General features: G+C 64.0%; 20 protein-coding genes. 13 read left to right on the top strand and 7 right to left on the bottom strand.

What is annotated here, in order from left to right:
- Positions 1-107 precede the first annotated feature (107 nt).
- Positions 108-494: a hypothetical protein gene (locus tag GA566_RS16650; protein WP_160473414.1), complete on the bottom strand. Its 387-nt coding sequence runs from the start codon at positions 492-494 to the stop codon at positions 108-110.
- Between the two features lie 312 nt (positions 495-806).
- Here GA566_RS16650 and GA566_RS16645 point away from each other — a divergent pair, with 312 nt between their 5' ends.
- Entirely contained in the window at positions 807-2,162 is a 1,356-nt protein-coding gene (locus GA566_RS16645) for a tetratricopeptide repeat protein (protein ID WP_160473413.1), read from the top strand.
- Here the strand turns inward: GA566_RS16645 and GA566_RS16640 are convergent.
- Positions 2,149-2,976, bottom strand: coding sequence for a class I SAM-dependent methyltransferase (locus GA566_RS16640; protein ID WP_137925634.1), 828 nt, complete (start codon positions 2,974-2,976; stop codon positions 2,149-2,151). The two genes, GA566_RS16645 and GA566_RS16640, sit on opposite strands and share 14 nt — an antisense overlap.
- 220 nt (positions 2,977-3,196) lie before the next feature.
- On the bottom strand, positions 3,197-4,723 hold the full coding sequence (locus GA566_RS33245) for a BON domain-containing protein (RefSeq protein ID WP_237380430.1): 1,527 nt from the start codon (positions 4,721-4,723) through the stop codon (positions 3,197-3,199).
- A 310-nt stretch (positions 4,724-5,033) separates the two neighbouring features.
- Here GA566_RS33245 and GA566_RS16630 point away from each other — a divergent pair, with 310 nt between their 5' ends.
- From GA566_RS16630 to GA566_RS16620, 3 genes are all read left to right on the top strand, one after another.
- Positions 5,034-5,600, top strand: a complete 567-nt coding sequence (locus tag GA566_RS16630; protein WP_137925635.1) for a lipocalin family protein — start codon at positions 5,034-5,036, stop codon at positions 5,598-5,600.
- Positions 5,601-5,820: 220 nt separating this feature from the next.
- The gene (gene ilvD / locus GA566_RS16625) at positions 5,821-7,680 is read left to right on the top strand and encodes a dihydroxy-acid dehydratase (protein ID WP_160473412.1); all 1,860 of its coding nucleotides are present in this window, start codon (positions 5,821-5,823) and stop codon (positions 7,678-7,680) included.
- 140 nt (positions 7,681-7,820) lie between these two features.
- Complete coding sequence (locus GA566_RS16620; protein ID WP_137925637.1) at positions 7,821-8,894, top strand: mechanosensitive ion channel family protein; 1,074 nt, start codon at positions 7,821-7,823, stop codon at positions 8,892-8,894.
- On the opposite strand, the gene GA566_RS16615 is transcribed toward GA566_RS16620, so the two are convergent.
- Positions 8,877-10,619 carry an ABC transporter ATP-binding protein gene (locus GA566_RS16615; protein ID WP_160473411.1) on the bottom strand — a complete coding sequence of 581 codons (1,743 nt, stop codon included), beginning with the start codon at positions 10,617-10,619 and terminating at the stop codon, positions 8,877-8,879. The two genes, GA566_RS16620 and GA566_RS16615, sit on opposite strands and share 18 nt — an antisense overlap.
- Before the next feature lie 167 nt (positions 10,620-10,786).
- Here GA566_RS16615 and GA566_RS16610 point away from each other — a divergent pair, with 167 nt between their 5' ends.
- The gene (locus GA566_RS16610) at positions 10,787-12,193 is read left to right on the top strand and encodes a selenium-binding protein SBP56-related protein (protein WP_160473410.1); all 1,407 of its coding nucleotides are present in this window, start codon (positions 10,787-10,789) and stop codon (positions 12,191-12,193) included.
- A gap of 74 nt (positions 12,194-12,267) precedes the next feature.
- Positions 12,268-12,870 (top strand): hypothetical protein, encoded by a 603-nt coding sequence (locus tag GA566_RS16605; RefSeq protein ID WP_237380716.1) that lies wholly within the window; start codon positions 12,268-12,270, stop codon positions 12,868-12,870.
- Between the two features lie 14 nt (positions 12,871-12,884).
- Here GA566_RS16605 and GA566_RS16600 read toward each other — a convergent pair whose 3' ends face one another.
- Positions 12,885-13,820: a LysR family transcriptional regulator gene (locus GA566_RS16600; RefSeq protein WP_137925641.1), complete on the bottom strand. Its 936-nt coding sequence runs from the start codon at positions 13,818-13,820 to the stop codon at positions 12,885-12,887.
- Positions 13,821-13,933: 113 nt separating this feature from the next.
- Between GA566_RS16600 and GA566_RS16595 the strand changes: the two genes are divergently transcribed.
- From GA566_RS16595 to GA566_RS16575, 5 genes are all read left to right on the top strand, one after another.
- Entirely contained in the window at positions 13,934-14,896 is a 963-nt protein-coding gene (locus tag GA566_RS16595) for a tripartite tricarboxylate transporter substrate binding protein (RefSeq protein WP_160473408.1), read from the top strand.
- A gap of 32 nt (positions 14,897-14,928) precedes the next feature.
- Entirely contained in the window at positions 14,929-16,347 is a 1,419-nt protein-coding gene (leuC, locus tag GA566_RS16590; protein WP_160473407.1) for a 3-isopropylmalate dehydratase large subunit, read from the top strand.
- Complete coding sequence (gene leuD / locus GA566_RS16585; RefSeq protein ID WP_160473406.1) at positions 16,340-16,984, top strand: 3-isopropylmalate dehydratase small subunit; 645 nt, start codon at positions 16,340-16,342, stop codon at positions 16,982-16,984. Before leuC ends, leuD begins: the two co-directional genes overlap by 8 nt.
- Before the next feature lie 178 nt (positions 16,985-17,162).
- Positions 17,163-18,431 (top strand): serine hydrolase, encoded by a 1,269-nt coding sequence (locus GA566_RS16580; RefSeq protein ID WP_237380428.1) that lies wholly within the window; start codon positions 17,163-17,165, stop codon positions 18,429-18,431.
- A 27-nt stretch (positions 18,432-18,458) separates the two neighbouring features.
- On the top strand, positions 18,459-19,469 hold the full coding sequence (locus GA566_RS16575; protein ID WP_160473404.1) for a tripartite tricarboxylate transporter substrate binding protein: 1,011 nt from the start codon (positions 18,459-18,461) through the stop codon (positions 19,467-19,469).
- Positions 19,470-19,473: 4 nt separating this feature from the next.
- On the opposite strand, the gene GA566_RS16570 is transcribed toward GA566_RS16575, so the two are convergent.
- Complete coding sequence (locus GA566_RS16570; protein ID WP_160473403.1) at positions 19,474-20,373, bottom strand: LysR family transcriptional regulator; 900 nt, start codon at positions 20,371-20,373, stop codon at positions 19,474-19,476.
- Between the two features lie 406 nt (positions 20,374-20,779).
- Entirely contained in the window at positions 20,780-22,120 is a 1,341-nt protein-coding gene (locus GA566_RS16565) for an LLM class flavin-dependent oxidoreductase (protein WP_160473402.1), read from the bottom strand.
- Positions 22,121-22,295: 175 nt separating this feature from the next.
- Here GA566_RS16565 and GA566_RS16560 point away from each other — a divergent pair, with 175 nt between their 5' ends.
- Together GA566_RS16560 and GA566_RS16555 are read left to right on the top strand one after the other, a co-directional pair.
- Positions 22,296-23,129 (top strand): class II aldolase/adducin family protein, encoded by an 834-nt coding sequence (locus tag GA566_RS16560; protein ID WP_160473401.1) that lies wholly within the window; start codon positions 22,296-22,298, stop codon positions 23,127-23,129.
- Positions 23,130-23,265: 136 nt separating this feature from the next.
- Positions 23,266-24,882, top strand: coding sequence for an ABC transporter substrate-binding protein (locus tag GA566_RS16555; protein ID WP_160473400.1), 1,617 nt, complete (start codon positions 23,266-23,268; stop codon positions 24,880-24,882).
- The last annotated feature ends 3 nt before the right edge of the window (positions 24,883-24,885 follow it).

The following is a 24,885-nucleotide window of genomic DNA, read 5'->3' as shown; positions in this document are numbered from 1 at the left end:
CGCATGGACTAACTGTAGTCACTGAACTGCCACGCGGTAAGAATTTCACGCCGGCCCCACGAAACTGCCATGCCCCAATGTGGAACATGGCGCAGGACCGGCCGGCTTCAGGCGCCGTCGAGGTACGGATTGCGTTGGCCCAGTCGCGTACCCAGCGCATCGGGCGCCAGCGTCATGCTGGCCGGGTCCACCTGTGCAGGCGGCGGAGTCATGGCCGTCGATGCAGGCGGGGCAACGACGGCGCCGGGTGCGGGCGGCACACCGGTCTGCACGCCCTGCATCGAACCTTGCGCATAGGGGTTGGGCTGCTGCGCGGGTACGGCTTCCGGCGCTGTCGGTGTCGCGCCGGCCGGTACAGCGGAAGGTGCGGCCTGGTATGGCTGTGCGGCTGGCATCGGCTGGCCCTGCTGGAATGGGTTCTGCTGCGCGAGCAGCGGATACGACGCCACCAGCGCGCCAGCCATCAACAGGGATTTCGCCAGATGTTGCTTCATTCAAGATCCTCCGTATAAACGCCTACAGGCATTGGGAACGGCAACTGTAGCGGTGAGGCCCCTGACATTCTGTTCGATTTTGCAACTGACATTTACCAGCCTTGCGACGTCCGCGCATGCACGATATGTACGCGCGCGTGTGCTCGACACGCCGCAGTGCGATGGGTTCCGACATTCCGCTTGTCCCGGTTGTGCCGCAACGTGGCATGCTGTCCGGGACGTGTGTCCCGATACATCGAGCACGCGGTTCCCTACGATGTCTGCCGATTCCGCGCCTCTCGGCGCGGACGCCACGCAAGCACGGAGTACGTCATGGCACATACGGATGCACGAGGACTCGCAGTCTCCACACAGCACGCGCGCTCGGTCGAGCGATACGAAGCGGCACTGGCGCTGCTGAACGGCTACTACGCCGATCCGCTGGCCGAAATCGACGCCGCACTGGAGGACGATCCTGCGTTCGCGATGGGTCATGCGTTCCGCGCCGGCCTGATGGTGACCGCAGGCGATGGCACGGCGGCACCGCTGCTTCGCCAGAGCGTGGAAGCGGGCGAGGCGCTTTATGCGCAAGCCAACGACCGGGAGCGCCGCCACATCGCCGCCGCGCGCGCATGGCTGGATGGCCGCTTCGACCAGGCGCTGCGCCAGTACGGCGACCTCGTGATGGATTACCCGCACGACCTGCTCGCCATCCAGGTAGCGCATCTCTGCGATTTCCTGCTGGGCCAGTCGTCGATGCTGCGCGACCGCATCGGCCAGGTGCTGCCGCATTGGGATACGCACACACCGGGCTACAGCTACCTGCTCGGCATGCAGGCGTTCGGATTCGAAGAGACGCATCTCTACGACCGCGCCGAAGCGGCGGGACATCGCGCACTCGACATCAATCGGCGCGACCCGTGGGCCGTGCATGCCGTGGCGCATGTCATGGAGATGCAGGGCCGTACGGACGATGGCGTGGCGTGGCTCGACAGCCGACGCGACGACTGGGCCAGCGACAACATGTTCGCCGTGCACAACTGGTGGCACCTGGCGCTGTTCCACCTTGAGGCCGGCCATACGGAGGAAGTCCTGGCGCTCTTCGATCGATACATCGCACGACCCCTGCCTGCCATTGCCCTCGATCTGATCGACGCGTCGGCCATGCTGTGGCGCCTGCATCTGCGCGGTGTCGAGGTCGGCCAGCGCTGGCAGCCCGTGGCCGACGACTGGCTGGGACGCGGCGCAGCCGGCTACTACGCGTTCAACGACGTGCACGCGATCATGGCGAGTCTGGGCGCCGGCCGGCCTGATGGCGCAGCGGCATTGCGCGCAGCACTGGATACGGCGGCGCAGGGTGAAGGCACCAATGCCGCCATGGCACGCGATGTCGGGTTGCCGGTGGCCGATGCGCTGATCGCATTCGAGCGCGGCGAGTTCGCGCAGACCATCGAACTGTTATTGCCCGTGCGACTCATTGCGCACCGGTTCGGCGGCAGCCACGCGCAGCGCGACATCATCGGCCTGACACTGATCGAGGCCGCGATACGCGATGGCCGTGCCAGTCTGGCGGGTGCGCTGACCGCCGAGCGTGCCGCACTCAAGCCGATGAGTCCGAGCCTGCAAATCCTTGTGCGGCGCGCCGACGCGTGCCGCACAAGTGACCAGCCGCAGGTCAGGGCCGCTTGACGGTCACGCGCAGGAAGGTCGCGGGAATCGACGTGGTGTCTGCATTCCCGCTTTTGTTCTGCGCGTTGAACAACGCCTCCAGTTCACGCTGCAAGTCGTCGGTACGTCCGTTGGCCTCCGCCGCGGCAAACGCGTTCATCGTCGGTCCGTAGTAGTTGCGGAATTCCGCGAGCAGTTTCGACGGCGAGCCTGCGAACTTGAAGTCGTAGGTTTCCTTCGAGAAGGAAATATTCCCGGGCGGCACGCCTGCCTTGCCGAAGCGCTCCGTCACCGCTGCCTCGCTGCCCCACAGCATCGGACTGATAAAGCCCTCGGGTGGCGGCGGCGAGTAGCTCATGCTGGTCTTGAGCACCTGCGCCACGAGCGTGGGATCGTTCGGAATCCAGTTGCCCATCACGATGCGGCCACCGGGCTTGGTCACGCGCACCATTTCTCGTGCCACGTCATCGGGCTTCGGCGCGAACATCGCACCGAACATGCTGACGACCAGGTCGAAGGTGGCGTCCGGCAGGTCCGTCAGCGCGCAGGCGTCGCCTTCCTGAAAGCGCAGGTTGTCGAGTCCGGCTTCTTTCGCCCGCTTGTTGCCGGCCGCCACGAGGTTGCTGGCGATATCCACGCCCAGCACATCGGCCCCTCGCTTTGCGGAAGGCAGCGCCGTGGTGCCGTCGCCGCAGCCGAGATCCAGCACTTTCATGCCCGGCTTGACGCCAAGGCTCTCGATGATCTGATCGCCGCTATCGCGCATCGTCGCCGCCAGCCGCGTGAAGTCGCCCTTCTCCCACAACGCCTTGTTCGGATTCGGATTGGTATTCATGTGCAGTCCCCTACGATTGGCATTATTGCGGCGGCGCGCTGCAAGAGCAGCGTCGCTGCCGGCTCCCCCGGGGGTTCTGGTTTTGTAGACCATGCGCCCCGCGCAATCAATCCATAGTTGGCCGCTCGTCTCGAAGCCGACGCAAAAAGCCCCGCCAGCAAGACATGCCCGGCGGGGCGATACCAGGGACCGTCAGGTCCGATGTGGCGCTAACGAGCTATCAAGTAGACGATTTCGTTGGCGTCGTGGTGCCGCCGTGGGGATCGGTCCCGGCCGGCGTCGTGCCGCTGCGGCCTGCTTCCATGCCACCGCCATAGCTGCTGGCGGACGATCCGGTTGCGCTGCCGCTACTGCTGATGCCGCTGGTCTGCCCCGCCACGTTCTGGCTGGCCGTCTGGCCGGCCTGCCCCAACTGGCCGGTCAGGCCTGGCTGCGAGGATTGACGCGTCCACTGGCCGCCTTGCCCACCTTCCTGCCGTGTGACGCGAAGCTGATTGGTCACCTCCTTCACACCAAAGACCTCGTCGGCCATGTCCTCGATACGGTACTTCTGCTGGCGATCCTGCACCGAACCGCTCAGCGTCACCACCCCATCGGACACCTTCACTTCCACATCGCGGACATCGAGCCGCCCGGAATGCGTGAGCCGTTCGCACAGGTCTTCACGAATGCGATCGTCGGAACGCACGTAGCCCTTCGGACCGACGCGCTTGCGCGCCGGCATATCGCCGCTGCCGCCAAGGTCGTAGCCATAGCCACCCTGTCCACCGCCCTGGCCACGGCCTTGCCCATAGCCACTTTGTCCACCCATGCCACCCTGACCGCGCGTCATCCCCTGGCGCTCGTTGGCACCCGTGAACTGTTCGTAGCCGCGGCTCTCGCCACCGCCCGCACCCCGGTCGCCGCCATAGCCGCCGTAGCTGCGTTCGAGAGAGGTCTGGCCGCGTCCGCCGCGTGACCCTTCATAGCCGCCACCTTCATAGCCGCCATAGCCGCTCTGGCCGATGCCACCGCTCTGCCCCCGCTGACCTTGCTGCCACGATTGACCCCGCCCCTGCCCGCCGCGCGTGCCTTGCTGTTCGTCGCCCCATGACTGCATGCCCTGCTGCTCGCTGCCGCGGCGCCATTGTTGCTGCCGATTCATGTCGCTACCGTAGGCATCTTCCTGATGCCAGTCGCCCCAACGCTCGCGATCTCCGCTGCCACCGCGTTGCTGGCCGAAGCGCTGGTTGCCGCCACCGCCGAACCGGCCTTCGCCGCGTTCGCCATAGCGTCCTTCGCCATAGCCTTGATCGCGGCGTCCGTAGCCTTCTTCGCCACGGCCATAGCGTTCCTCGCTGCGTCGTCCTTGCGAGCTCTGCAGGTCGCGCTGATAGTCGCTGCGTTCATAGCCTTGCCCGCTGCCTGACTCGCGTCCCTGTCCCGCGCGCTGGTTCGCGCGCATGCCGGTGAAGCGTTCGTCTTCCATGCGGCGCTGGTCACCGCCGTAGTGGCTGGACGACGATGAAGAAGACAAATCGCGATCCGCATTCCAGTCGCTGCCTGCGCCCTGCTGGCGCGACGCTCCGCCCTGCCAATCCGAACCGCCGCCCTGCTGTCGTTGCGACATCCATCCACCACTATCCGCCTGCTGCTGGCGTTGCGAACCTTGCGATTGCCAGCTATTGCGTTGTGTCTCGCCGCGATGGTCGTCGCTATCGCCATAGCGATTGTCCGTACCGCCGCGTCCGTTGTTTTCCTGAGCCATGATCGTCTCCGGTCAATGCGTCGATGAAAAGGTCCGCGCGGGTGGCTGTCGCCATCGCCACGCACTGGAACCCGATTGACGCAAATTCCATACCGCCTGAGCCGCGCGCCCCGAAGCGCCCCGCAAGGCACGCCAGCGCACCGTGGCGCGCGTAGCGCCCGGACGTTCTTGCACGCTCGTATAAATCCTGCGTGTGTGCTGGCCGGCAGTGCAGGCCGCGTGTCGGCGTTTGTCTGATTCGATGCGCGCAGCGTTGATCGCTTCGCCAGGATGCGCATAATCGACCCGACCATTCCATCCGGAGACCGCCGTGAAACGATCCGTCCTGCATCTCACTGCCGCCAGCGCCGTGCTGGTGGGTTGCGCGTTGCTCGTCCAGGCGTGCAGCACGTTCTCATCGGGCAAGCGCGGCAACATGGCAGTGCCCGAACCGGCCAGGCAAGTGGATCTCAAGCGCTACCTTGGCAAGTGGTACGAATACGCGCGCTATGAAAATGGCTTCGAGCGAGGCTGCGATGGCGTGACCGCCGAGTACGCCCTGCGCGAGGACGGCCTGGTCTCCGTGATCAATACCTGCGGCAACGGTGGCGACAAGGGCGGCGGCGCCCGCACCTCGGAAGGCCGCGCCAAGGTGGTGCCGGACAGCGGCAACGCCAAGCTCAAGGTGTCGTTCTTCGGCCCGTTCTATGTGGGCGACTACTGGGTGCTCGACCATGGGGACGACTACGAATGGTCGATCGTCGGCGAACCGTCCGGACGATACCTGTGGATTCTCACGCGGGACGCGCGTCCCGACGAATCGACAGGCCTGAAGTTGGTGGAACGCGCCCGATCACTGGGCTATGACACGGCGATGCTGAGGAAGACCGCGCATTGAGGGTGGGGCGAAGGGCGATTTCAGGCGGCAAACCGGGCATGGATGTATCCCATGCGCCACATCGACATGATGCGCCGTTCGTGCGTCATATGGGATAATCCTCGGCTTTGCCCCGGGCGCGACTCAAGAGGTTGTCTGCACGGACGAGCGATGGGCCCCAATCCCGCTGGCCCGCCTGATTTCACGCGATTTCCCCGCGAACCTTCATCAGCACCCACAAATGCCCGTATACCGTTCCAAAACCTCCACCGCCGGCCGCAACATGGCAGGGGCGCGCTCGCTGTGGCGCGCTACCGGCATGAAAGACGATGACTTCAACAAGCCGATCATCGCGGTGGTCAATTCGTTCACCCAGTTCGTTCCCGGCCACGTCCACCTGAAGGATCTGGGCCAGCTGGTCGCCCGCGAGATCGAAGCCGCTGGCGGCGTTGCCAAGGAATTCAACACCATCGCCGTGGATGACGGCATCGCCATGGGCCACGACGGCATGCTGTACTCGCTGCCGAGCCGCGACATCATCGCGGACTCCGTCGAGTACATGGTCAATGCCCACTGCGCCGACGCGATGGTCTGCATCTCGAACTGCGACAAGATCACCCCGGGCATGCTGATGGCCGCGATGCGCCTGAACATTCCCGTGATCTTCGTGTCGGGCGGCCCGATGGAAGCGGGCAAGACGCGCCTGGCCAACCCCGTTACCAAGCAGATCGAGTTCAAGAAGCTCGACCTCGTCGATGCGATGGTGATCGCCGCGGATTCGAACTACTCCGACGCCGACGTGGCCGAGGTAGAGCGCTCCGCCTGCCCCACCTGCGGTTCGTGCTCGGGCATGTTCACTGCCAACTCGATGAACTGCCTGACGGAAGCGCTGGGGCTCTCGCTGCCGGGCAACGGCACCGTGGTAGCCACGCACGCGGACCGCGAGCAACTGTTCAAGCGCGCTGGCCGCCGCATCGTGGAACTGGCCCGCATGTATTACGAGCAGGAAGACGAACGCGTGCTGCCGCGCTCGGTGGGCTTCAAGGCGTTCGAAAACGCCATGACGCTGGACATCGCCATGGGCGGTTCCACCAACACCATCCTGCACTTGCTGGCCATCGCCATGGAAGCCGGCATCGAATTCACGATGACCGACATCGACCGCCTGTCGCGCGTGGTGCCGCAGCTTTGCAAGGTGGCCCCGAACACGAACAAGTACCACATCGAAGACGTGCACCGTGCGGGCGGCATCATGGCCATCCTCGGTGAACTCGATCGCGCCGGCAAGCTGCATACCGATGCCCCGACCGTGCATTCGGCCACGCTGGGCGACGCGCTGGACCAGTGGGACATCGTGCGCACCAAGGACGAAGCCGTGCGCAAGTTCTACATGGCCGGCCCCGCCGGTATCCCGACGCAGGTGGCATTCAGCCAGGACACGCGCTGGCCAAGCCTGGACCTGGATCGCGCCGAAGGCTGCATCCGCTCGTACGAACACGCGTTCTCGAAGGAAGGCGGACTGGCCGTGCTGTTCGGCAACATCGCCCTCGACGGTTGCGTGGTGAAGACCGCCGGCGTGGACGAGAGCATCCATGTGTTCGAAGGTTCGGCACACGTGACCGAATCGCAGGACGAAGCCGTCGAGAACATCCTCAACGACAAGGTCAAGGCCGGCGACATCGTGATCGTGCGTTATGAAGGTCCGAAGGGCGGCCCCGGCATGCAGGAAATGCTCTACCCGACCAGCTACATCAAGTCGAAGGGCCTGGGCAAGGAATGCGCGCTGCTGACCGATGGCCGCTTCTCGGGCGGCACCTCGGGCCTGTCGATCGGCCACTGCTCGCCGGAAGCTGCTGCCGGTGGCGCCATTGGCCTGGTGCGCGACGGTGACCGTATCCGCATCGACATCCCCAACCGATCGATCAACGTGCTGGTGTCCGACGAGGAACTGGCCCGCCGCCGCGAGGAACAGAACGCCCGTGGCTGGAAGCCGTCCAAGCCGCGTCCGCGCAAGGTATCGGGCGCGCTCAAGGCCTACGCCAAGCTCGTGATGTCGGCTGACAAGGGCGCCGTGCGCGACCTGTCTTTGCTGGACGATTGATTTGGCTGTGCCGCCGGTTTGCTCCCCTCTCCCGTTGCATGGGAGAGGGGAGCAAACCACAGGGTCGATTCAATCGTTACTCCTGAACTTCCCCTCCTTCCTCCTGTCGTTATGGATTGCTACCTCACATTGCACATCCAATGAACGCTGAGCAGATCCTCTCGCATCCCTGGTTCAACACCTGGACGGCTGCCGTCATCGCTGTCATTGCAGCGCTCGTCGTGCATCGCATTGGTGGCCTGCTGTTGTTGCGCGTCACCCGCTCCACCCTGGTACTACGTGCCATCGTGATCAAGGTGCGTGCGCCGGCGCGGTTCGTGTTGCCGTTGCTGGCGCTACAAACCGTGTGGCAGGCGGCGCCCGATGACTTGCGTTGGATAGACAGCGTGCGGCATGTGAACGGCCTGCTGATGATCATCGTCATCACCTGGCTCGTGGTGCGGATCATCGGCGGGTTCGCGGAAGGCGTACTGGGCCGCAACCCCGTTGACGTGGCCGATAACATCGATGCGCGCCGCATCCACACGCAGACCCGCGTGCTATCGCGCATTGCGATGACGCTTGCGATCGTGATGGGTGCCTCGCTGCTGCTGATGACATTCCCGGGCGCGCGGCAGGTGGGTGCCAGCCTGCTCGCCTCCGCCGGTGTGGTCGGCCTGATTGCCGGCTTTGCCGCCAAGCCCGTGTTCAGCAACCTGATCGCCGGCTTGCAGTTGGCATTGACGCAGCCGATCCGTCTTGACGATGTGCTGATCGTCGAAGGCGAATGGGGGCGTGTGGAAGAAATCAGCGGCAGCTATGTGGTCCTGCGGATCTGGGACGAGCGGCGCATGATCATTCCGCTGCAGTACTTCATCGAGAAGCCTTTCCAGAACTGGACCCGCAGCAGCGCGCAGTTGACGGGCTCGGTCTTCTTCCACGTGGACTACGGCATGCCGCTGGCACCGTTGCGCGCGGAACTGGAACGCATCGTCCACGCCGCGCCGGAATGGGACCGGCGCTTCTTCAACCTCGTGGTCACCGATGCCAACGAGCGCACCATGCAGTTGCGCGTGCTGTGCACGGCAGCCTCGTCGGGACTCGCATGGGATCTGCGCTGCGTGGTGCGCGAAGGGCTGATTTCATTCATGCAGCGCGAGTATCCGCAGTATCTGCCACGCCTGCGCATCGAAGCCGATCCCACGCCACCCACCGACTCACCCGGCGCGCCGTGACAGCACCGCGTCGCGCGGTCCGGCATCGGTCACGCGGCCAGCCTCGACCACGACAATCGTATCGAAGCGCGACAGCAGACTCGGGCGATGCACCGACGCCACGATGCATGCCGTGGGAAACGCCTCGAACATGCGTTCGAACACACGCCCTTCCGATTGCGGATCGAGCGCGCTGGTAGGCTCATCCAGCAACAACAGCGAACTGCCCTGCGCCGCCAGCGCACCGCGCGACAGTGCCAGCCGCTGACGCTGACCACCCGAGAGATTGCCGCCGCGCTCGTTCAGCGCACTCGCCAGTCCATCGGGCATGCGTTCCAGCACCTCGTCGAATACGCCGGTATGGACTGCGGATTGCAGCGCGGCGGCATCGGCCGGTTCACCGAAGGTGAGGTTCTCCTCGACACTCGCTTCGAACACTTCGGCTTCCTGCGGAATCAGCGTGCCCAGCGTACGCAATGCCGCCCAATCAATCGGCGCACCATCGCAAAGCAGTTCGCCGTGTTGCGGACGATAGAGTCCGGCCAGCATGCGCAACAGCGTGCTCTTGCCGCCGCCACTCGGACCAATGAGTGCGATGCGCGCACCACGTTGCAGATTCAAGTCGATGCCATGCAATCCGCCGCGTGCGTCGTCTGCGTAGCGCAACGTGGCGGCGCGCAATTCCAGCGATTGCCACGGCGCATCCGCCACGATGGCTGGTGTCACTGCATCGGCATCGCCGGGTGCATCCCAGATCGGTTCCGCGCTGCCGTAGTCGGTATGCATGCGCGCGAAGCTCTGGAAGTTCGATGCCATGGCGCCCACCACCGTGGCCGCCTGTTGCGCGTACTGGTAGATCATGAAGATCGTGCCGAGCAGCACTGCCTGTCCCGGCTGGCGTGTCTGCAACACATAGACCACCACGAGAATCCACGTCAGCCCCATGCCGAGCAGGTCCACGGCAAACCACTTGCCCTCGTTGACCATCACCGCGCGGCGCAGAGGCACCATCACGGCATCCATGCGATGGCCCAGCAGCTTGCGCGATGCGGCCTGCAATCGCAGCCCCACGACCGTGCTCGCGTTGCCGACGAAATCGAGCAACGCCGCCGCATAGCGACGCTCGGCATCATTCTCCGCGCGCGCCAGTTGCATCAACGTGCGGTCGAAGCGCAGGATGATGATCGCCACCGCCACATAGCCCGTGATCGCGATCACGCCACTGGTACGCGACAGCAAGGCCAGCGCCACAATCGGTCCCACAAAGTTGAACGCGCTCTGCAGATAGCCGAACTGGTTCTGCGCGAAATCCGACAGCGCACGGCTCGACTGCACCACACGATGCTGCAACTCGCCCGAATGGCGCCCATCGCGCCATGCCAGCGGCGCCATGGCAATGCGCGCATAGAGTTGATCCGATAGCCGCTTACGCACCCGTACGCCTACGTTGCGCTCCAGGATGCGCCCCGGACCATGCAACAGCCATGACAGCAGATAGATGCCGATGAGATACACGATCCAGCGCCCGGCCACGTCCATCTGGCCCTGCTGCAATGCATTGATGGCCTGCGCAGCGAGCCATGGCATGGTCAGGCGCAGCAACTGGGCTGCCGAGAGCAGGCCCGCTGCGCCCAGCAGATGGCGCCGTACGCCGTGGGCGTGGCGCCAGAGCGCGCGATACAGGTCGCGTGCCGCACTGCCGAGGCCAATGGCGGGCGGACGTGTGAGTGTGTCGGGTGCCGTCATGCGCAGGGTTTCCAGGCTGATGTGTACGCGTGATTCTATAGGCCCGAGTGCGCTGGTGTGATCGCCGTTGACCCTGTGCGCATCAACTCCTACTCTAGGTACGGTGTTCTTCCCGCTTCGCGTGAGTCCATACCCACGACGCGGTACAGGTATCGAGGAGACCTCATATGACGCTGCGACCCGACCCGACGTTTCACGCATCGCCAGAACTCGCGATGCGCGCACCGACGGAAGAATATGCTTATACGGTGCTGCTCTCCCCCGATGGCTCGCAACCCGACGCGCTGGCCGTTGTCGATGTCAAACCCGGCTCGCCGCAATACGGCACCGTGGTACATACGGTGCCGATGACGCACAAGGGCGACGAGCTGCATCACTTCGGATGGAACGCCTGTTCGTCTGCCCTCTCGCCGCTGACAGGTCATGCGTTTCTGGAGCGGCGTTTCCTGATCATTCCGGGCATGCGCTCGTCACGCCTGTATATCGTCGATACCAAGCCGCATCCCACGCAGGCCAGGATCCATCGCGTGATCGAACCCGACGAGGTATTCCAGAAGACCGGTTACTCGCGTCCCCACACCATCCACTGCGGCCCGGAGGGGATCTACGTCAGTTGCCTCGGTGGCGGTGGCGCCGACGGTACGGAAGGCGAGCCCGGCATCTTCATCATGGACTGCCAGACGTTCGACGTACTGGGCCGCTGGGAGATCGACCGCGGTCCGCAGGACAAGCACTACGACTTCTGGTGGAACCTGCCGCGCGACTACATGGTGTCGAGCGAATGGGCGCTGCCGCCGCAGTTCGAGAACGGTATCGTGCCCGAGGATCTGCTGGCCAACCGCTACGGCCACCGGCTGCATTTCTGGGATCTGCGCGGCCGGCGCAATGTGCAGACGCTCGACCTCGGACCACAGCATCAGATGGCGCTGGAAGTGCGGCCTGCGCACGATCCGATTCGCGAATACGGCTTTGTCGGTGTTGTGGTGGACACCACGAATCTCGAAGGATCGATCTGGACGTGGTGGCGCGAAGACGGCCAGTTCTTCGCCGAGAAAACCGTGACCATCTCGCCGGAACCTGCTGACAAGGACGATCTCCCGCCCCTGCTGCAAGGCTTTGGCGCGGTGCCGCCGCTCGTGACCGATATCGATCTCTCGCTCGACGATCGCTTTCTCTACGTGTCGTGCTGGGGCACCGGCGAAATGCGTCAATACGATGTCACCGATCCGCACAGCCCCAAGCTCGTGGGCTCCGTGCATCTCGGCGGTATCGTCCGGCGCACGCCGCATCCCAATGGCAAGCCGTTCGCAGGCGGCCCGCAGATGGTGGAGATCAGCCGCGATGGCAAGCGCGTCTACTGGACCAATTCGCTGTATTCCACATGGGATGACCAGTTCTATCCCGATGGCGTTCCCGGTGCGCAGGTCATGGCGAACGTCGGCCCCCATGGCGGACTCACGCTGCAGAAAGACTACTGGGTGGATTTCCCGGACGGCTACCGCGCCCACCAGATCCGGCTCGAAGGCGGCGACTGCTCGACCGATTCCTTCTGCTATCCGTCGATCCGGTCTTGAGTGACGCGTGGCAGTACGCGGGCCTGTGGGCGGCCGTGGTGTTCAGCGGCCTGTACCACGGACTGAATCCAGCGATGGGGTGGCCGCTGGCCGTCTCCAATGGATTGATGGCGCGCACGAGTGGACCATCGTCTCATGCCACATCGCGCGCCATGGCCGGTGCCATGGGCTACCTCGGTGCGGGCCATCTGCTCGCGGTGCTCGCGATGACGCTGCCGTTCGGCATGCTCGCGTCGCTGCTTGCATGGCAACGGCCCTTGCAGATTGTGGCGAGCCTGCTGCCCGTGGCCTTCGGCATCGTGCTGTTGCTGCGTCGCCGCCATGCACGCGTGCTGGCGCGTATCCGTCCCACGCAATTCGCGCTCTGGTCGTTCGCGATTGCCATTGCACACGGTGCGGGGTTGATGCTGATCCCGATCTATCTCGGGCTGTGCGATGCAAATGCGGATGCCGGGCATCAGGCCATGGCCGCACTGTCCACGCGCAATCTGGCGATGGCTGCGTGCGTTGCGTTGATCCATACCCTCGCGATGATGGCAGCCGGGGGGTCCATGGCATGGCTGACGTATCGGCATGTGGGCCTTCAACTCGTGGGACGTAGCTGGTTCAATCTCGATACCGTATGGGCCGCGAGCCTGATTCTCGTGGGCATGGTGTCGCTGTTGCTGCTGACCTGATCACGTAGCGCGCACTACCAGCGTCCGCTGCCACTCGTCTTGCCCGCACGCGTTTCCGCACGATGCGCGGCAAACCGTTCGAGCAGGAAGTCCACCAGCACACGCACCTTGTCAGAGCGATTGTTTCGCGCGCTGTAGACCAGATAGATATCGGCAGGTGCAAGTTGCCATTGCGGCAGCACCCGCACCAACGCGCCGCTGCGCAGATGTCCGGCCACGTCCCACTCCGATCGCACGATCACGCCCTGCCCTTCGAGCGCCCATGCCAGTGCCGACGCGCCATCGTTCGTACTCATCGTGCCGCGCACCTTGACGCTCTCCTGCTGCGTACCGCTGCGCAGATGCCATGTGCCGAACGTCTCGTCGGCTTCGCGAATGAAGATGCAGTCGAAGCGCGAGAGGTCGCGCGGGCTGGCGGGCAACCCTGCGCGTGCAATGTATGACGGTGCGGCGCACAGCATGCGCGCATTGTTCGCCAGCAGCCGCGCCGTGAGTCGCACATCGGGTGGCTCACCAAAGTGCACGACCGCATCGAGGCCCAGTTCCGTGAGATTCATGGGGCGCTCGCTCAGATGCAACTGGATTTCGATCTTCGGATACAGCCGCGCGAAATCCAGCAATGCCGGGGCGATGTACTGGCGTCCGAAGCCCAGCGTTGCGCCGATCTTCAGCAACCCATGCGGCGTGGTGCTGCTGCCTGCCACGGTTCGCTCCAGCGACTCCAGTTCGGCAAGGATGCGCCCACCCTCCACCAGGTAGCCCTCGCCCTCCGGCGTCAGGCTGATGCGGCGCGTGGTCCGGTGCAACAGCCGCACCCCGAGCCGCGCTTCCAGCGCCTGCAGTCGCTTGCTCACCGCAGACGGCGTGACGCCCAGTTCCTGCGCTGCCGATGCCAGGCTGCCGTGGCGATTGATGCACAGAAAAAAGGCGATATCCGAGAAGCTGTCCATGGCGCGTCAATTGCTGAATCGTGGGAACTAAAGAAGTGATTGTGCCTAAATTATGTTCCACAAGGCAAATGATAGGATGCCTCGCATAACGATTCCTACGGACGGAGACCCCCATGAAACTCGCCAGCATCCTTGCGTTTGCAGCCTGCACCGCCGTGATCGGCACCGCTTCGGCACAGTCGTATCCCCAGCGTCCCATCCGCCTGATCGTGCCCTACGCTCCCGGCGGCAGCGCCGATATCGCGGCCCGGCTGGTGACGGATGCGTGGTCGAAGAGCCTTGGGGGCACCATCGTGGTGGAAAACCGCGCCGGCGCGGGCGGCAACATCGGGGTCGATGCAGTGGCGAAGTCGCCGGCCGACGGCTATACCATCGGCCTCCAGACTGTGTCGCTGGCGATCAATCCGGGCTTGTTCCCGCGCATGCCGTATGACACGCTGAAGGATCTCGCGCCCATCGGCATGGTGGCCAGTTCGCAGCACGTGCTGGTCATCAACAACAAGGTGCCGGCCAAGAACCTGCAGGAACTGGTGGCGTTGGCCAAGGCGAAACCTGACAAGCTGACTTACGGCTCCGCAGGCAACGGCAGCACCTTCCATATGTCTGCCGAACTGTTCAAGTCCGTAGCCAATGTCTCGATCGTCCACGTACCGTATCGTGGCGGCGGCCCTGCTTTGGTCGATACCATTGCCGGACAGGTCGACATGAGCTTTCCCGTGGTGTCCGCCGCGCAGCAGCACGTACAGGGCGGCAAGCTGACCGCGCTTGCCGTGACTGGCAGCAAGCGCTCGCCGTCGATGCCCAACGTGCCGACCGCCGCCGAAGCCGGATTGCCTGATTACCAGTTCGAAACATGGTTCATGGTGTTCGCGCCCACCGGTACGCCCAAGGCCGTGATCGACAAGCTCAACGCCACGCTGAATGCCACGCTCGCGTCGCAGCCCGTCAAGGAACGCATGGTCAAGGAAGGGTTCGAGCCCACGCCCACCACGCCGGAAGCGGCCCGCCAGCGGCTGGAGAAGGAAATGCCGATGTGGGCCAAACTGATCAAGCAACGCGGTATCGTTGCCGAGTAAGTCCAGACATAACACGCTAACCAGGTAGCAACATGCCTCCCCGCACCCTTTATCACAAGCTCGTCGACTCGCACACGGTGTCGCGCATCGATGACGACAACGTTCTGCTGTACTGCGACCTGCACCTGATGAACGAGTACACCAGTCCGCAGGCATTCGCCGGGCTGCACGAGCAAGGGCGCGAAGTGCTGATGCCGGGACAGAACGTCTCGGTGGTCAGCCACATCATCCCCACGCATCCCACAAAGATTCGCGTGATTGCGGACACCGCTTCGGCACTGCAGGCCACCAACCTGCGCGCGAATTGCGAGCGCCACGGCATTCCGCTGTTCGATACCAACGACACGCTGCAAGGCATCGAACACGTCATCGCACCCGAGCACGGCATGATCCGTCCGGGCATGGTGGTGATCTGCGGTGACAGCCATACCACCACCTATGGCGCACTTGGCGCGCTCGGCTTTGGTATCGGCACATCGGAAGTGGAGCACGTACTCGCCACGCAGACACTGGTCTATCGCATGGCAAAGACCATGCGTATCCGCGTGGATGGCAAGCTGCCGGTGGGCACCACGGCCAAGGACCTGATCCTCAAGATCATCGGCAAGATCGGCGCACAAGGCGCGCGCGGCTACGTGGTGGAGTATTGCGGTAGTGCGATCCAGGATCTCAGCGTCGAAGCGCGCTTCACGCTCTGCAACATGACCGTAGAAGCTGCCGCACGCGGCGCGCTGATCGCACCCGATGACGTGGCACTGGATTACGTGCTGCGCCGCGCGTCCGATATCGACGACACGCAGCGCACCGATGCCATCGCGTACTGGCAAACCCTGCATAGCGATGCGGATGCGGCTTTCGATATGGAGTTCGCTTTCGATGCCGCCGATATCGAACCCTATGTCACATGGGGGACGAGCCCGGATCAGGTGCTGCCGGTATCGGGGCACATCCCGTTTCCCGAAGACCAGATGGATGACGCCGACCAGCGCTCCGTCGAGCGTGCGCTGTCCTATACCCATCTTTCACCGGGCGCGGCACTTGAGGGCACGGCAATCCAGCACGTCTTTATCGGGTCCTGCACCAATGGCCGGATCGAAGACCTGCGCGCGGTGGCCGACGTGGTGCGGGGCCGCAAGGTAGCCGATGGCGTACGCGCGATGGTCGTGCCCGGCTCCGGCGCCGTAAAGGCACAGGCCGAACGCGAAGGGCTTGCCAACATCCTGACCTCGGCGGGCTTCGAATGGCGCCAGCCGGGCTGCTCGATGTGCCTGGCGATGAACGACGATGTACTGGCCGATGGCGTGCGCTGCGCGTCCACCACGAACCGGAATTTCGAAGGGCGGCAGGGACGTGGTGCCATCACGCACCTGATGAGCCCGGCGATGGCGGCTGCCGCTGCCGTCACCGGCATGATCACCGACGTTCGCAAACTGGAGCCGCAGCATGTCTGAGCACACCCATATCATCGGCAAGGGCGCCGCGATCCGTTTCGAGAACCTCGACACCGACCAGATCATGCCGAAGCAGTTCCTGCGCGGCATCGACAAGGCCGGACTCGACAAGGGCGTGCTCTTCGATCAGCGTTTCGATACCCACGGCAACCTGCGCCCCGAGTTCGTATTGAACCGCCCGGAATACGCCGACACGCGCATCCTCGTCGGCGGCGCCAACTTCGGTTGCGGCTCCAGCCGCGAGCATGCGGTGTGGGGACTCCAGCAGTTCGGCATCCGCGCCGTGATCGCCCCGAGCTTCGGCGAGATCTTCTACTCGAACGCGATGAACAATCGCCTGTTGCTGGTGATGCTGCCGCGCGACGTGATCGAGGCACTGATGAACGCCGTGGACGCCGACAGCCACAATGCCATCGCCTTCGATCTGCAAACCATGCAGGTCACCACCCCGATCGGCACCTTCCCGTTCGAGCTTTCCGCGCGTCATCGCAGCATGTTCCTGCAAGGGCTCGACATGATCGGCTTGTCGCTGCGCCAGCGCGCGGATATCGAGCGTTTTGCCCGGCAGTACTGGCAGGCGTATCCGTGGACGAAGAATGTGGCGCAGCGCACGCGGGAGCGGTTGGGCACGACGTAAGCCCCGCCCTGCTGCAGGGCCGTCGCATCTGTGACGGCCCGTCGTCCTTCCGGTCTCACTTTCCGCTCCGTTATCGCTGAATTCCATTCCGGAATATCAGATCCGCACGCGCTGCTCCACTATGTGCCCATGCGCCTGCCGCCCTGGCAGACGTCGCGGACAAGAACGTGGAGAGGTCATGACAGTACGGGGTATGGAGTGCGATGACGGCATCATGCAGGGCTTTCCCCCGCCCCTCGACAAACAGGTGGCGCGCGGCGGCGGACTGCGTCCGCCGTTCATGCGGTGGGCACTGAGCCACACGCGCGAGGTAGCGCCGACCGTTGGCATGCGCCATGCCGCGCAGCCGATGCCGTTGCCGGTTGCCAGTGACGATGCTGGCGAGCACCTCGACGATATCCCGCTGACAGTGGGCGGCGCGTCCATGCAACTCGACCAGTACCTGAAGGCCACGCACACCGATGGCTTTCTGGTCGCGCATTGCGGTCATATCGTCTATGAACGCTACTGCGGCGGCATTCACGCGCACCAGCCGCATATCTGGGCATCGATGACCAAGTCGGTGACGGGCCTGCTTGCCGCGATGCTCGTCAGCGAAGGCCGCCTCGATCCGCAGGCGCCGCTGCATCGATACGTGCCCGAACTCGCGGGCAATCCGTTCGGCGATGCCACCGTGCAGCGCAATCTCGACATGGAGGTGTCCGTGGGATATCCGCCCGCATTGCCTCCGGATCTTGGGCTGTTCGCCGCCGTTGGCATCCTGCCGCGCAAGGACGATGCGCCCGACAACATCTACGACTTCCTGAAGGTGGCACACGCAACCGGCACGCACGACGACGCACCCGTCTGGTACTACCAGAACGGTTCCGCCGAAGCCGTTGCCTGGGCACTGCGCCGCATCACAGGCCAGCGCTGGTCACAACTTGTGACGGATCGCCTGTGGTCGAGATTCGCCGATGACGATGCCTATACGAGCGTGGATCGACTCGGCACCGAGATGGCCAGCGGCGGCCTGAACTCCACGCTGCGCGACGCCGCACGCTTTGCCGAAACGGTGCGCCGTGCGATGCAGGGCGATGTATCGGGACCCGTTTCCCCTGACGTCGCCCGCATCCTGTTCCAGCCCGCCGACAACCACGCCCGATTCGCACGCGGCAATCTGGTGTCCGGCCGCGACGGCTACGGCTATCGCCACTACTGGTTCCAGTGCAACGATGGCGACGGCAGCGTCGAGGCCAGCGGGCGGTTCGGCCAGCGCCTCTACATCAACCCGACGCAATCCCTCGTCGCGGTCAAGTTCTCGTCGAGTCCCGACGACGCGGCGCGCCCCACGCATGCCGCGGAAATTCAACGCCGCGACGATCCGGCCCGCGTGCTGGAAACGTCCGCGGCATTGACGGCGGCAGTCACGGCCATCCATGAATCGGTCATTCGCCACAGGTCTTGAGCCGACCGCCAGGAAAACAAGGAGACGATGTTGGGCAACAGTTTCACCAAGCACGATGCAGCACAAGGCCGGCGCAAGTTCCTGATGCAGGCCGGCGGCGCCGTAGCCATGGCGCTCGCAGGTTCCGCATACGCCGAGAAATGGCCCAGCCGGCCGATCCGTTTCGTCACGGCGTCGGGCGCAGGCGACCCCGTGGATCTGCAATTGCGCGAGTATCAGAAATCGCTCTCGCCTGCGCTGGGCAATGTGCCGATGATCGTCGACAACAAGCCCGGTGCCGCCGGTCAGATCGCGGCACAATCCGTGCTGCTCTCGGCGCCAGACGGCTATGACCTGCTGCTGGCCAATGCCAATTTCACGATCACGCAGAGCTATTTCCGCAAGCTGCCCTATCGGCCCATGCAGGACTTCGTGCCCGTTGCCATGACAGGCGCTGCCCCGATTGGCCTGGCGATACCGGCATCGAATCCGAGCCGCACATTGCGCGAGTGGGCGGCGTGGGCGCGCCGCCAGAACGGTACGCTGAACTATGCGTCACTCGGCAACGGCACCGTGCCGCATCTCTACGGATTCCAGCTCACCAACGACCTCGGCTTCGAGGCCACGCATATCCCCTACAAGGGCGCAGGCGCGGCATTGATGGATATCCTGCGCGGCCAGATCTCATACATGATGCTGGACATCGTGAACCTGCGCCCGCTGCTCGCCAAGCAACAGGTGAGGATTCTCGCGGTCACCGGCACCGAGCGTTCCGCGCATCTGCCTGACGTACCGACGTTCAAGGAGCAGGGCTTTGCGGGTTATGAGCGCACGGGCTGGACGGGATTGATGGTGCGTCGTGGCACGCCGCAGGACATCGTCCTGACGCTGAACCGTACGATGGACAAGACGAGTGCGACGGAGGAATGGCGCCGCAAGCGCGCCGAGGTGTGGTCGAGCTGGAAACCGATGGCACCCGACGAGATCGCCCGGCAGATGCAGTCGGAGGCCGCCGCATGGGGCAACCTCGTCCAGCGCGTGGGAATCTACGGAGACTGAGGGTCTACGACTGATGGTGGCTCGATTGCTTGACCAGTATCTCGATCAGGCGATCCGCCAGCGGCGAATGGTAACTGCCAGCGCGCCGCAGGATACCCACGCTGCGCGGCCAGCGAATGTTGGGCACATCGAGCGCACGCAGCCCGCGCGTGGCTTGCGTCAGCGTGCGGCGGCCCACCACGGTCAGCAAGTCGGTCTTGCGAATCACCGCCATCAACCCTTCCGCCGACGAATTGGCTTCCAGCGCCACGTTCGGCGGGGGCAGCCCGGCTTCGGTGAAGCATGCATCCACCAGCTTGCGTGCAATGACATTGGCATTGGGCAACAACCACGGGTAGCCGCCAAGATCCGCCAGGCGCAACGATCGCTTGTTGTGCAGCGGATGATGTTCGCGCCCGACGACCACAAGGTCGTTGTCGAACAGCGGCGTCTGCTCGATGTCCGCATCCGGCTTGCGCGACAACGTGGCGATGCAGAGATCGATCTCTCCGCGATGCAACGCCGCCAACAGCGGATCATGCAAGCCGATGGTGATCTGCACGCGTGCGGCCGGGCGCTGCCTGATCAGTTCGGCAAACGCATCCGAGAACACCGACCCCGTCAGCGATGAAGGCACACCTACCCGCACCACGCCCAACTTGCCGAGATGCAAGTCGTGCGCTTCACGTATGGCGTCGTGCAGCGAACTGCGCACAGCCAGAATGCGTTCGAGAAAGACTTCGCCGGAGGTGGTCAGGTCCATGCCACGCGAAGACCGCACAAATAGCTGGATGCCCAGTTCCTGCTCCAGCCGCTGAATCCCCTTGGTCAACGCGGGCTGGCTTTGGCCCATGTCCTCGGCAGCGCGCGCGATCTGGCCCGCCTGCGCCACCGCCGCAAAATAGTTCAAATCTTCCAGCCGCATGCTATTCCGTACTGTTATCGGAGATCCGGTTCCGATAATGACGGCGCAGTCACGACAACGTCAAGAATTGCGCGCTAGTGAATACCCTTGCAGGCCTCGGTGTGTACTCCCCTCTCCCGCCCAGTGGGAGATGGGCTGGGGGAGAGGGCCGGAGGTTCTGCTTGCCGACTGATCGCAATTTGAACTGCTTGCCCTCTCCCCCGCCCCTCTCCCGCACTGCGGGAGAGGGGAGAAAACCAACAGTGTTCGAGATGCCCGTGGTTAGCTCCCCTCTCCCGCGCAGTGGGAGAGGGGTTGGGGGTGAGGGCTGGAGGTTCTGCTTGCCGACTAATCGCAATTTGAACCGCTGGCCCTCACCCCCGCCCCTCTCCCGCACTGCGGGAGAGGGGCGCAAACCATGGGCACCTTACGCTGCGGCCTGCTGTCGCACTCTTCCTGCCGGTCTCACCAGCCCCATATGCTCGCGCAGCGTATGTCCCGTGTACTCGGTGCGGAACAGGCCGCGCCGTTGCAGGATCGGCACCACGCCATAGACGAAGTCGTGCAGCCCATCGGGCAACGCATCGGGCATCAGGTTGAAGCCATCTGCCGCACCGTTGCGGAACCAGTGTTCGATATCGTCGGCGATCTGCTCCGGTGTGCCGACGATGACGCGATGCCCGCCGCCGCCCGCCAGTTCACGAATCAGCGTGCGCACTGTGGCGTTCTGACGCCGCGCGAAAGCCACGGTGGCCGCGAAGAACGTGTGATTGCCATTCGCAGGCAGCACCAGATCGTCGGGCAATGGGGCGTCGAGTGACAGACGATCCACGGGGATACCAAGCGTGCCGGCCAGTCGATTCAGGCTGTAGTCCCATGGAATCAGGTCTACGAGTGCGTCGCGGCGCTGACGGGCCTGCGCTTCGGTTGCACCGACGATGGTCGTCAGTCCGGGCAGGATCTTGACGGCATCGCGTCCGCGACCCAGTGCCTCGGCACGCTGATTGATATCGCGCCGATAAGCCGCCGATTCCTCGACAGTCTGCGCCGCAGAGAACACCGCTTCGGCATGGCGCGCGGCGAGGTCGCGCCCATCGGACGACCCGCCAGCCTGGAACAGCACCGGATGGCCTTGCGGGGTACGCGGCAAGTTCAGCGGGCCCTGCACATCGAAGAACTCGCCGTGATGCGCAATGGGCTGCAGCTTTTCGGTATGCACAAAGCGTCCCGCCGCACGATCGCCGACAAAGGCATCGTCCTCCCAGCTATCCCAGAGCGACTTGACGATGTGCGTGAACTCGTCCGCGCGCGCATAACGTCGCGCGTGCTCGGCAGGTCCGGTCTGGCCGAAGTTGCGCGCGGAACCTGCATCGGCCGTGGTCACCACGTTCCATCCGGCGCGACCGCCGCTGACGTGATCGAGCGTGGCAAACCGGCGCGCGATGTTGTAAGGCTCGTTGTAGCTGGTGGATGCGGTGGCCACGAGGCCGATATGCGTCGTAGCCGTTGCCACGCAAGCGAGCAGCACCGTGGGCTCCAGCGCCGTGATGGGCCGGAAGTTGATCTGATCGGCAATCGATGCGTTATCCGCCAGAAAGATCGCGTCGAACTTGCCGGCTTCGGCTACCTGCGCCAGACGCACGTAGTGCTGCGCATCGACAAACGCGCGCGGATCGCTGCCGGTCAGGCGCCACGCCGACGGGACAAAGCCCGAATGCAGCGCGTTGAGATTCAGATGAAGCTGGCGGGGTGGCGCGGAGATAGACATAGCGAGGGTGGGACATAGGGGAGCGTCACAGCATAGGCACCGCCATGCCGCATGGGAACGAACGAAACCCGATATCGATATGCCGCATATCGAAACGCCACTTTGTTCGTTCCGTTCCCACCGGGCATGGCGTACGGTCCTCGGGTCCCACCTCCCGACTCTGCAAGGACTCGCCATGAGCGCCGTATTCCCGTTTGAACGCACGCCGTCTATCGTGCCCAACGCCACACCGCAACAGAAGTTCTGGTTTGATCCGCTGCCATTGCGCCCCACCGTGGAAGCGGAGCGTCGCCATCGACAGGAGCGGCTGGCCGGTGCGTTCCGGCTGTTCGCGCGATTCGGTTTCGATCTCGGCCTCGCCGGCCATATCACCGCGCGCGACCCCGAGCTTCCCGATCATTTCTGGGTGAATCCGCTGGGCATTCACTTCTCGCGCATTCGCGTGTCGGACCTGCTGCTGGTGAACTCCCGTGGCGAAACCGTGGTGGGCCAGCGGCCGCTGAACAAGGCGGCCTTTGCGATCCACGCGGCGATTCACGACGCGCATCCGCATATCGTGGCCGCTGCGCATACGCATTCGACCTATGGCAAGGCGTGGTCCACGCTGGGCCGCATGCTCGATCCGCTGACGCAGGATTCCTGCTCGTTCTTCGAGGATCACGCACTCTTCGATGACTTCACCGGCATGGTGGTCGATAACAGCGAAGGCGACCGCATCGCGCAGGCGCTCGACAAGGGCGATGGTCAGACCCACAAGGGCGTGATTCTCAAGAACCACGGCATCCTGACTGCCGGCCCCACCGTGGAAGCCACTGCGTGGTGGTATATCGCACTGGAGAACGCCGCGCACACGCAACTGCTGGCGGAAGCCGCCGGTACGCCGCAGCCCATCGACGAGGCCACTGCGCGCCACACGCAGGGACAGGTTGGCGGCAACGAAGGATCGCTGCACGCATTCGAGAGTCTGTACACGGGGCTGGTCGAGGCGGAGCCCGATCTGCTCGACTGATTGCCACACTCACCACCCTCTCCACACGAAACGCGATAGCAAAGAGGAAATCCTTCGTTCACGCCGTAGCGGACAGTTTCTACACTCAGTGCCTGCGCTTTGCTGACCCCTCCGAGAAACTTCTGCCCCGCTTGCCATGAACCGTCGCGATTTCCTTGCTGCTTCCTCGCTCCTTTTCCTCGGCGTACCGTTCTCTGCTGACGTACTCGCGAACGCCGCCGCTGCACAGGGTGCGCCCATACGTGGCGGCGTGCTCAACGTGGCGGTGTCACCTGAACCCACGCTGCTGACATCGGCATTCATCACGACGATGAACATCGGCCAGGTGTCGAGCAAGGTGCTCGAAGGGCTCGTGGCCTACGACCTGAATCTGCGGCCCGTGCCCGCATTGGCGACCTCTTGGACTACGTCGGCGGATGGCCTGACCACCACCTTCCAGCTTCGCAAGAATGTGAAATGGCATGACGGCAAGGACTTCACTGCCGCCGACGTCAAGTACACACTGCTCGAAGTCTGGAAGACACTGCATCCGTTTGGCCGTGCGGCATTCGCCAACGTCACGGCCGTCGATACACCCGACCCGCATACGGTGATCATCCGCCTGTCGTCGCCCGCACCGTACCTGCTCAACTACATCAACACGTATGGCGCGCAGATCCTGCCGCGCCACCTGTACGAGGGCAAGGATGTGTTGAGCAACCCGCTGAACAATGCGCCCATCGGCACGGGTCCGTTCGTGTTCAAGGAATGGGTCAAGGGCAGCCATGTGCGGCTGGAACGCAACCCGAACTACTGGCAGAAGGACCAGCCCTATCTCGATGGCGTGGTCTTCCGCTTTATTCCCGATGCCGCCGCGCGCACCGTGGCGCTGGAGGCCGGCGAAATCGACGTGGCACTGGGCTCCAGCATTCCGCTGTCGAACCTCGGACGCTTCCAGGACAAGCAGCGTTACCGCATCAATACCGACGATGGCCGCTATCTCGCCACGATCTTCCTGACGCAGTTCAACGTGCGCAAGCCGTACTTCGCGGATCGGCGCGTGCGTCAGGCACTGGCCTATGCCATCGACCGCAACGCACTGCTCAAGGTTGTGTTCCTCGGCTATGGCAAACCCGCCACGGGCCCGGTGCCATCGTCGGTGGTCAACTACTACTCGCCCGATACGCAGCAGTATCCGTACGACATCAAGAAGGCGGCGGCGCTGCTCGATCAGGCTGGCTTCAAGCCGGGCAAGGATGGCAAGCGCCTGCGCATCACGCTCGACTACGATGGCGGCGGCGGCGTGACCGCGAGCCGGCCCGCCGAGTTCATCAAGCAATCGCTGGCGCGCGTGGGTGTGGAGGTGGAATTGCGTGCGGGTGATACCGCCACCTATCTGCGTCGTGTTTTCACCGATCAGGACTATGACCTGATGATCTCCAGCCTGCACCGCCTGCCCGATCCCACGCTGGGTGTGCAGCGTCTGTTCTGGACGAAGAACATCATCAAGGGTGCGCCGTGGACCAATGGTTCGGGCTATTCGAATCCGGAACTGGACCGCATCATGGAAGCCGCTGGCCGCGAAGCCAACGAGAGCAAACGCAAGGCACTGATCACGCAGTGGCAGAAGATCGTGCAGGACGATGTGCCGGTGCTCGATCTCGTGGAGCAGACCTGGGTCACCGTGTCCACCGCACGCTTCCGCAAGGCCACTGCGCAGGGCGACGGATTGTTCGCGTCGTACGCCGATGCGTGGCTGACACCGAAGGCTTGACGC

The sequence above is a fragment of the Cupriavidus sp. SW-Y-13 genome (assembly GCF_009793345.1).
Lineage (GTDB): Bacteria > Pseudomonadota > Gammaproteobacteria > Burkholderiales > Burkholderiaceae > Cupriavidus.
Note: the sequence above shows the minus strand (reverse complement) of the source record. Positions and strands in the feature narration are given on the sequence as shown.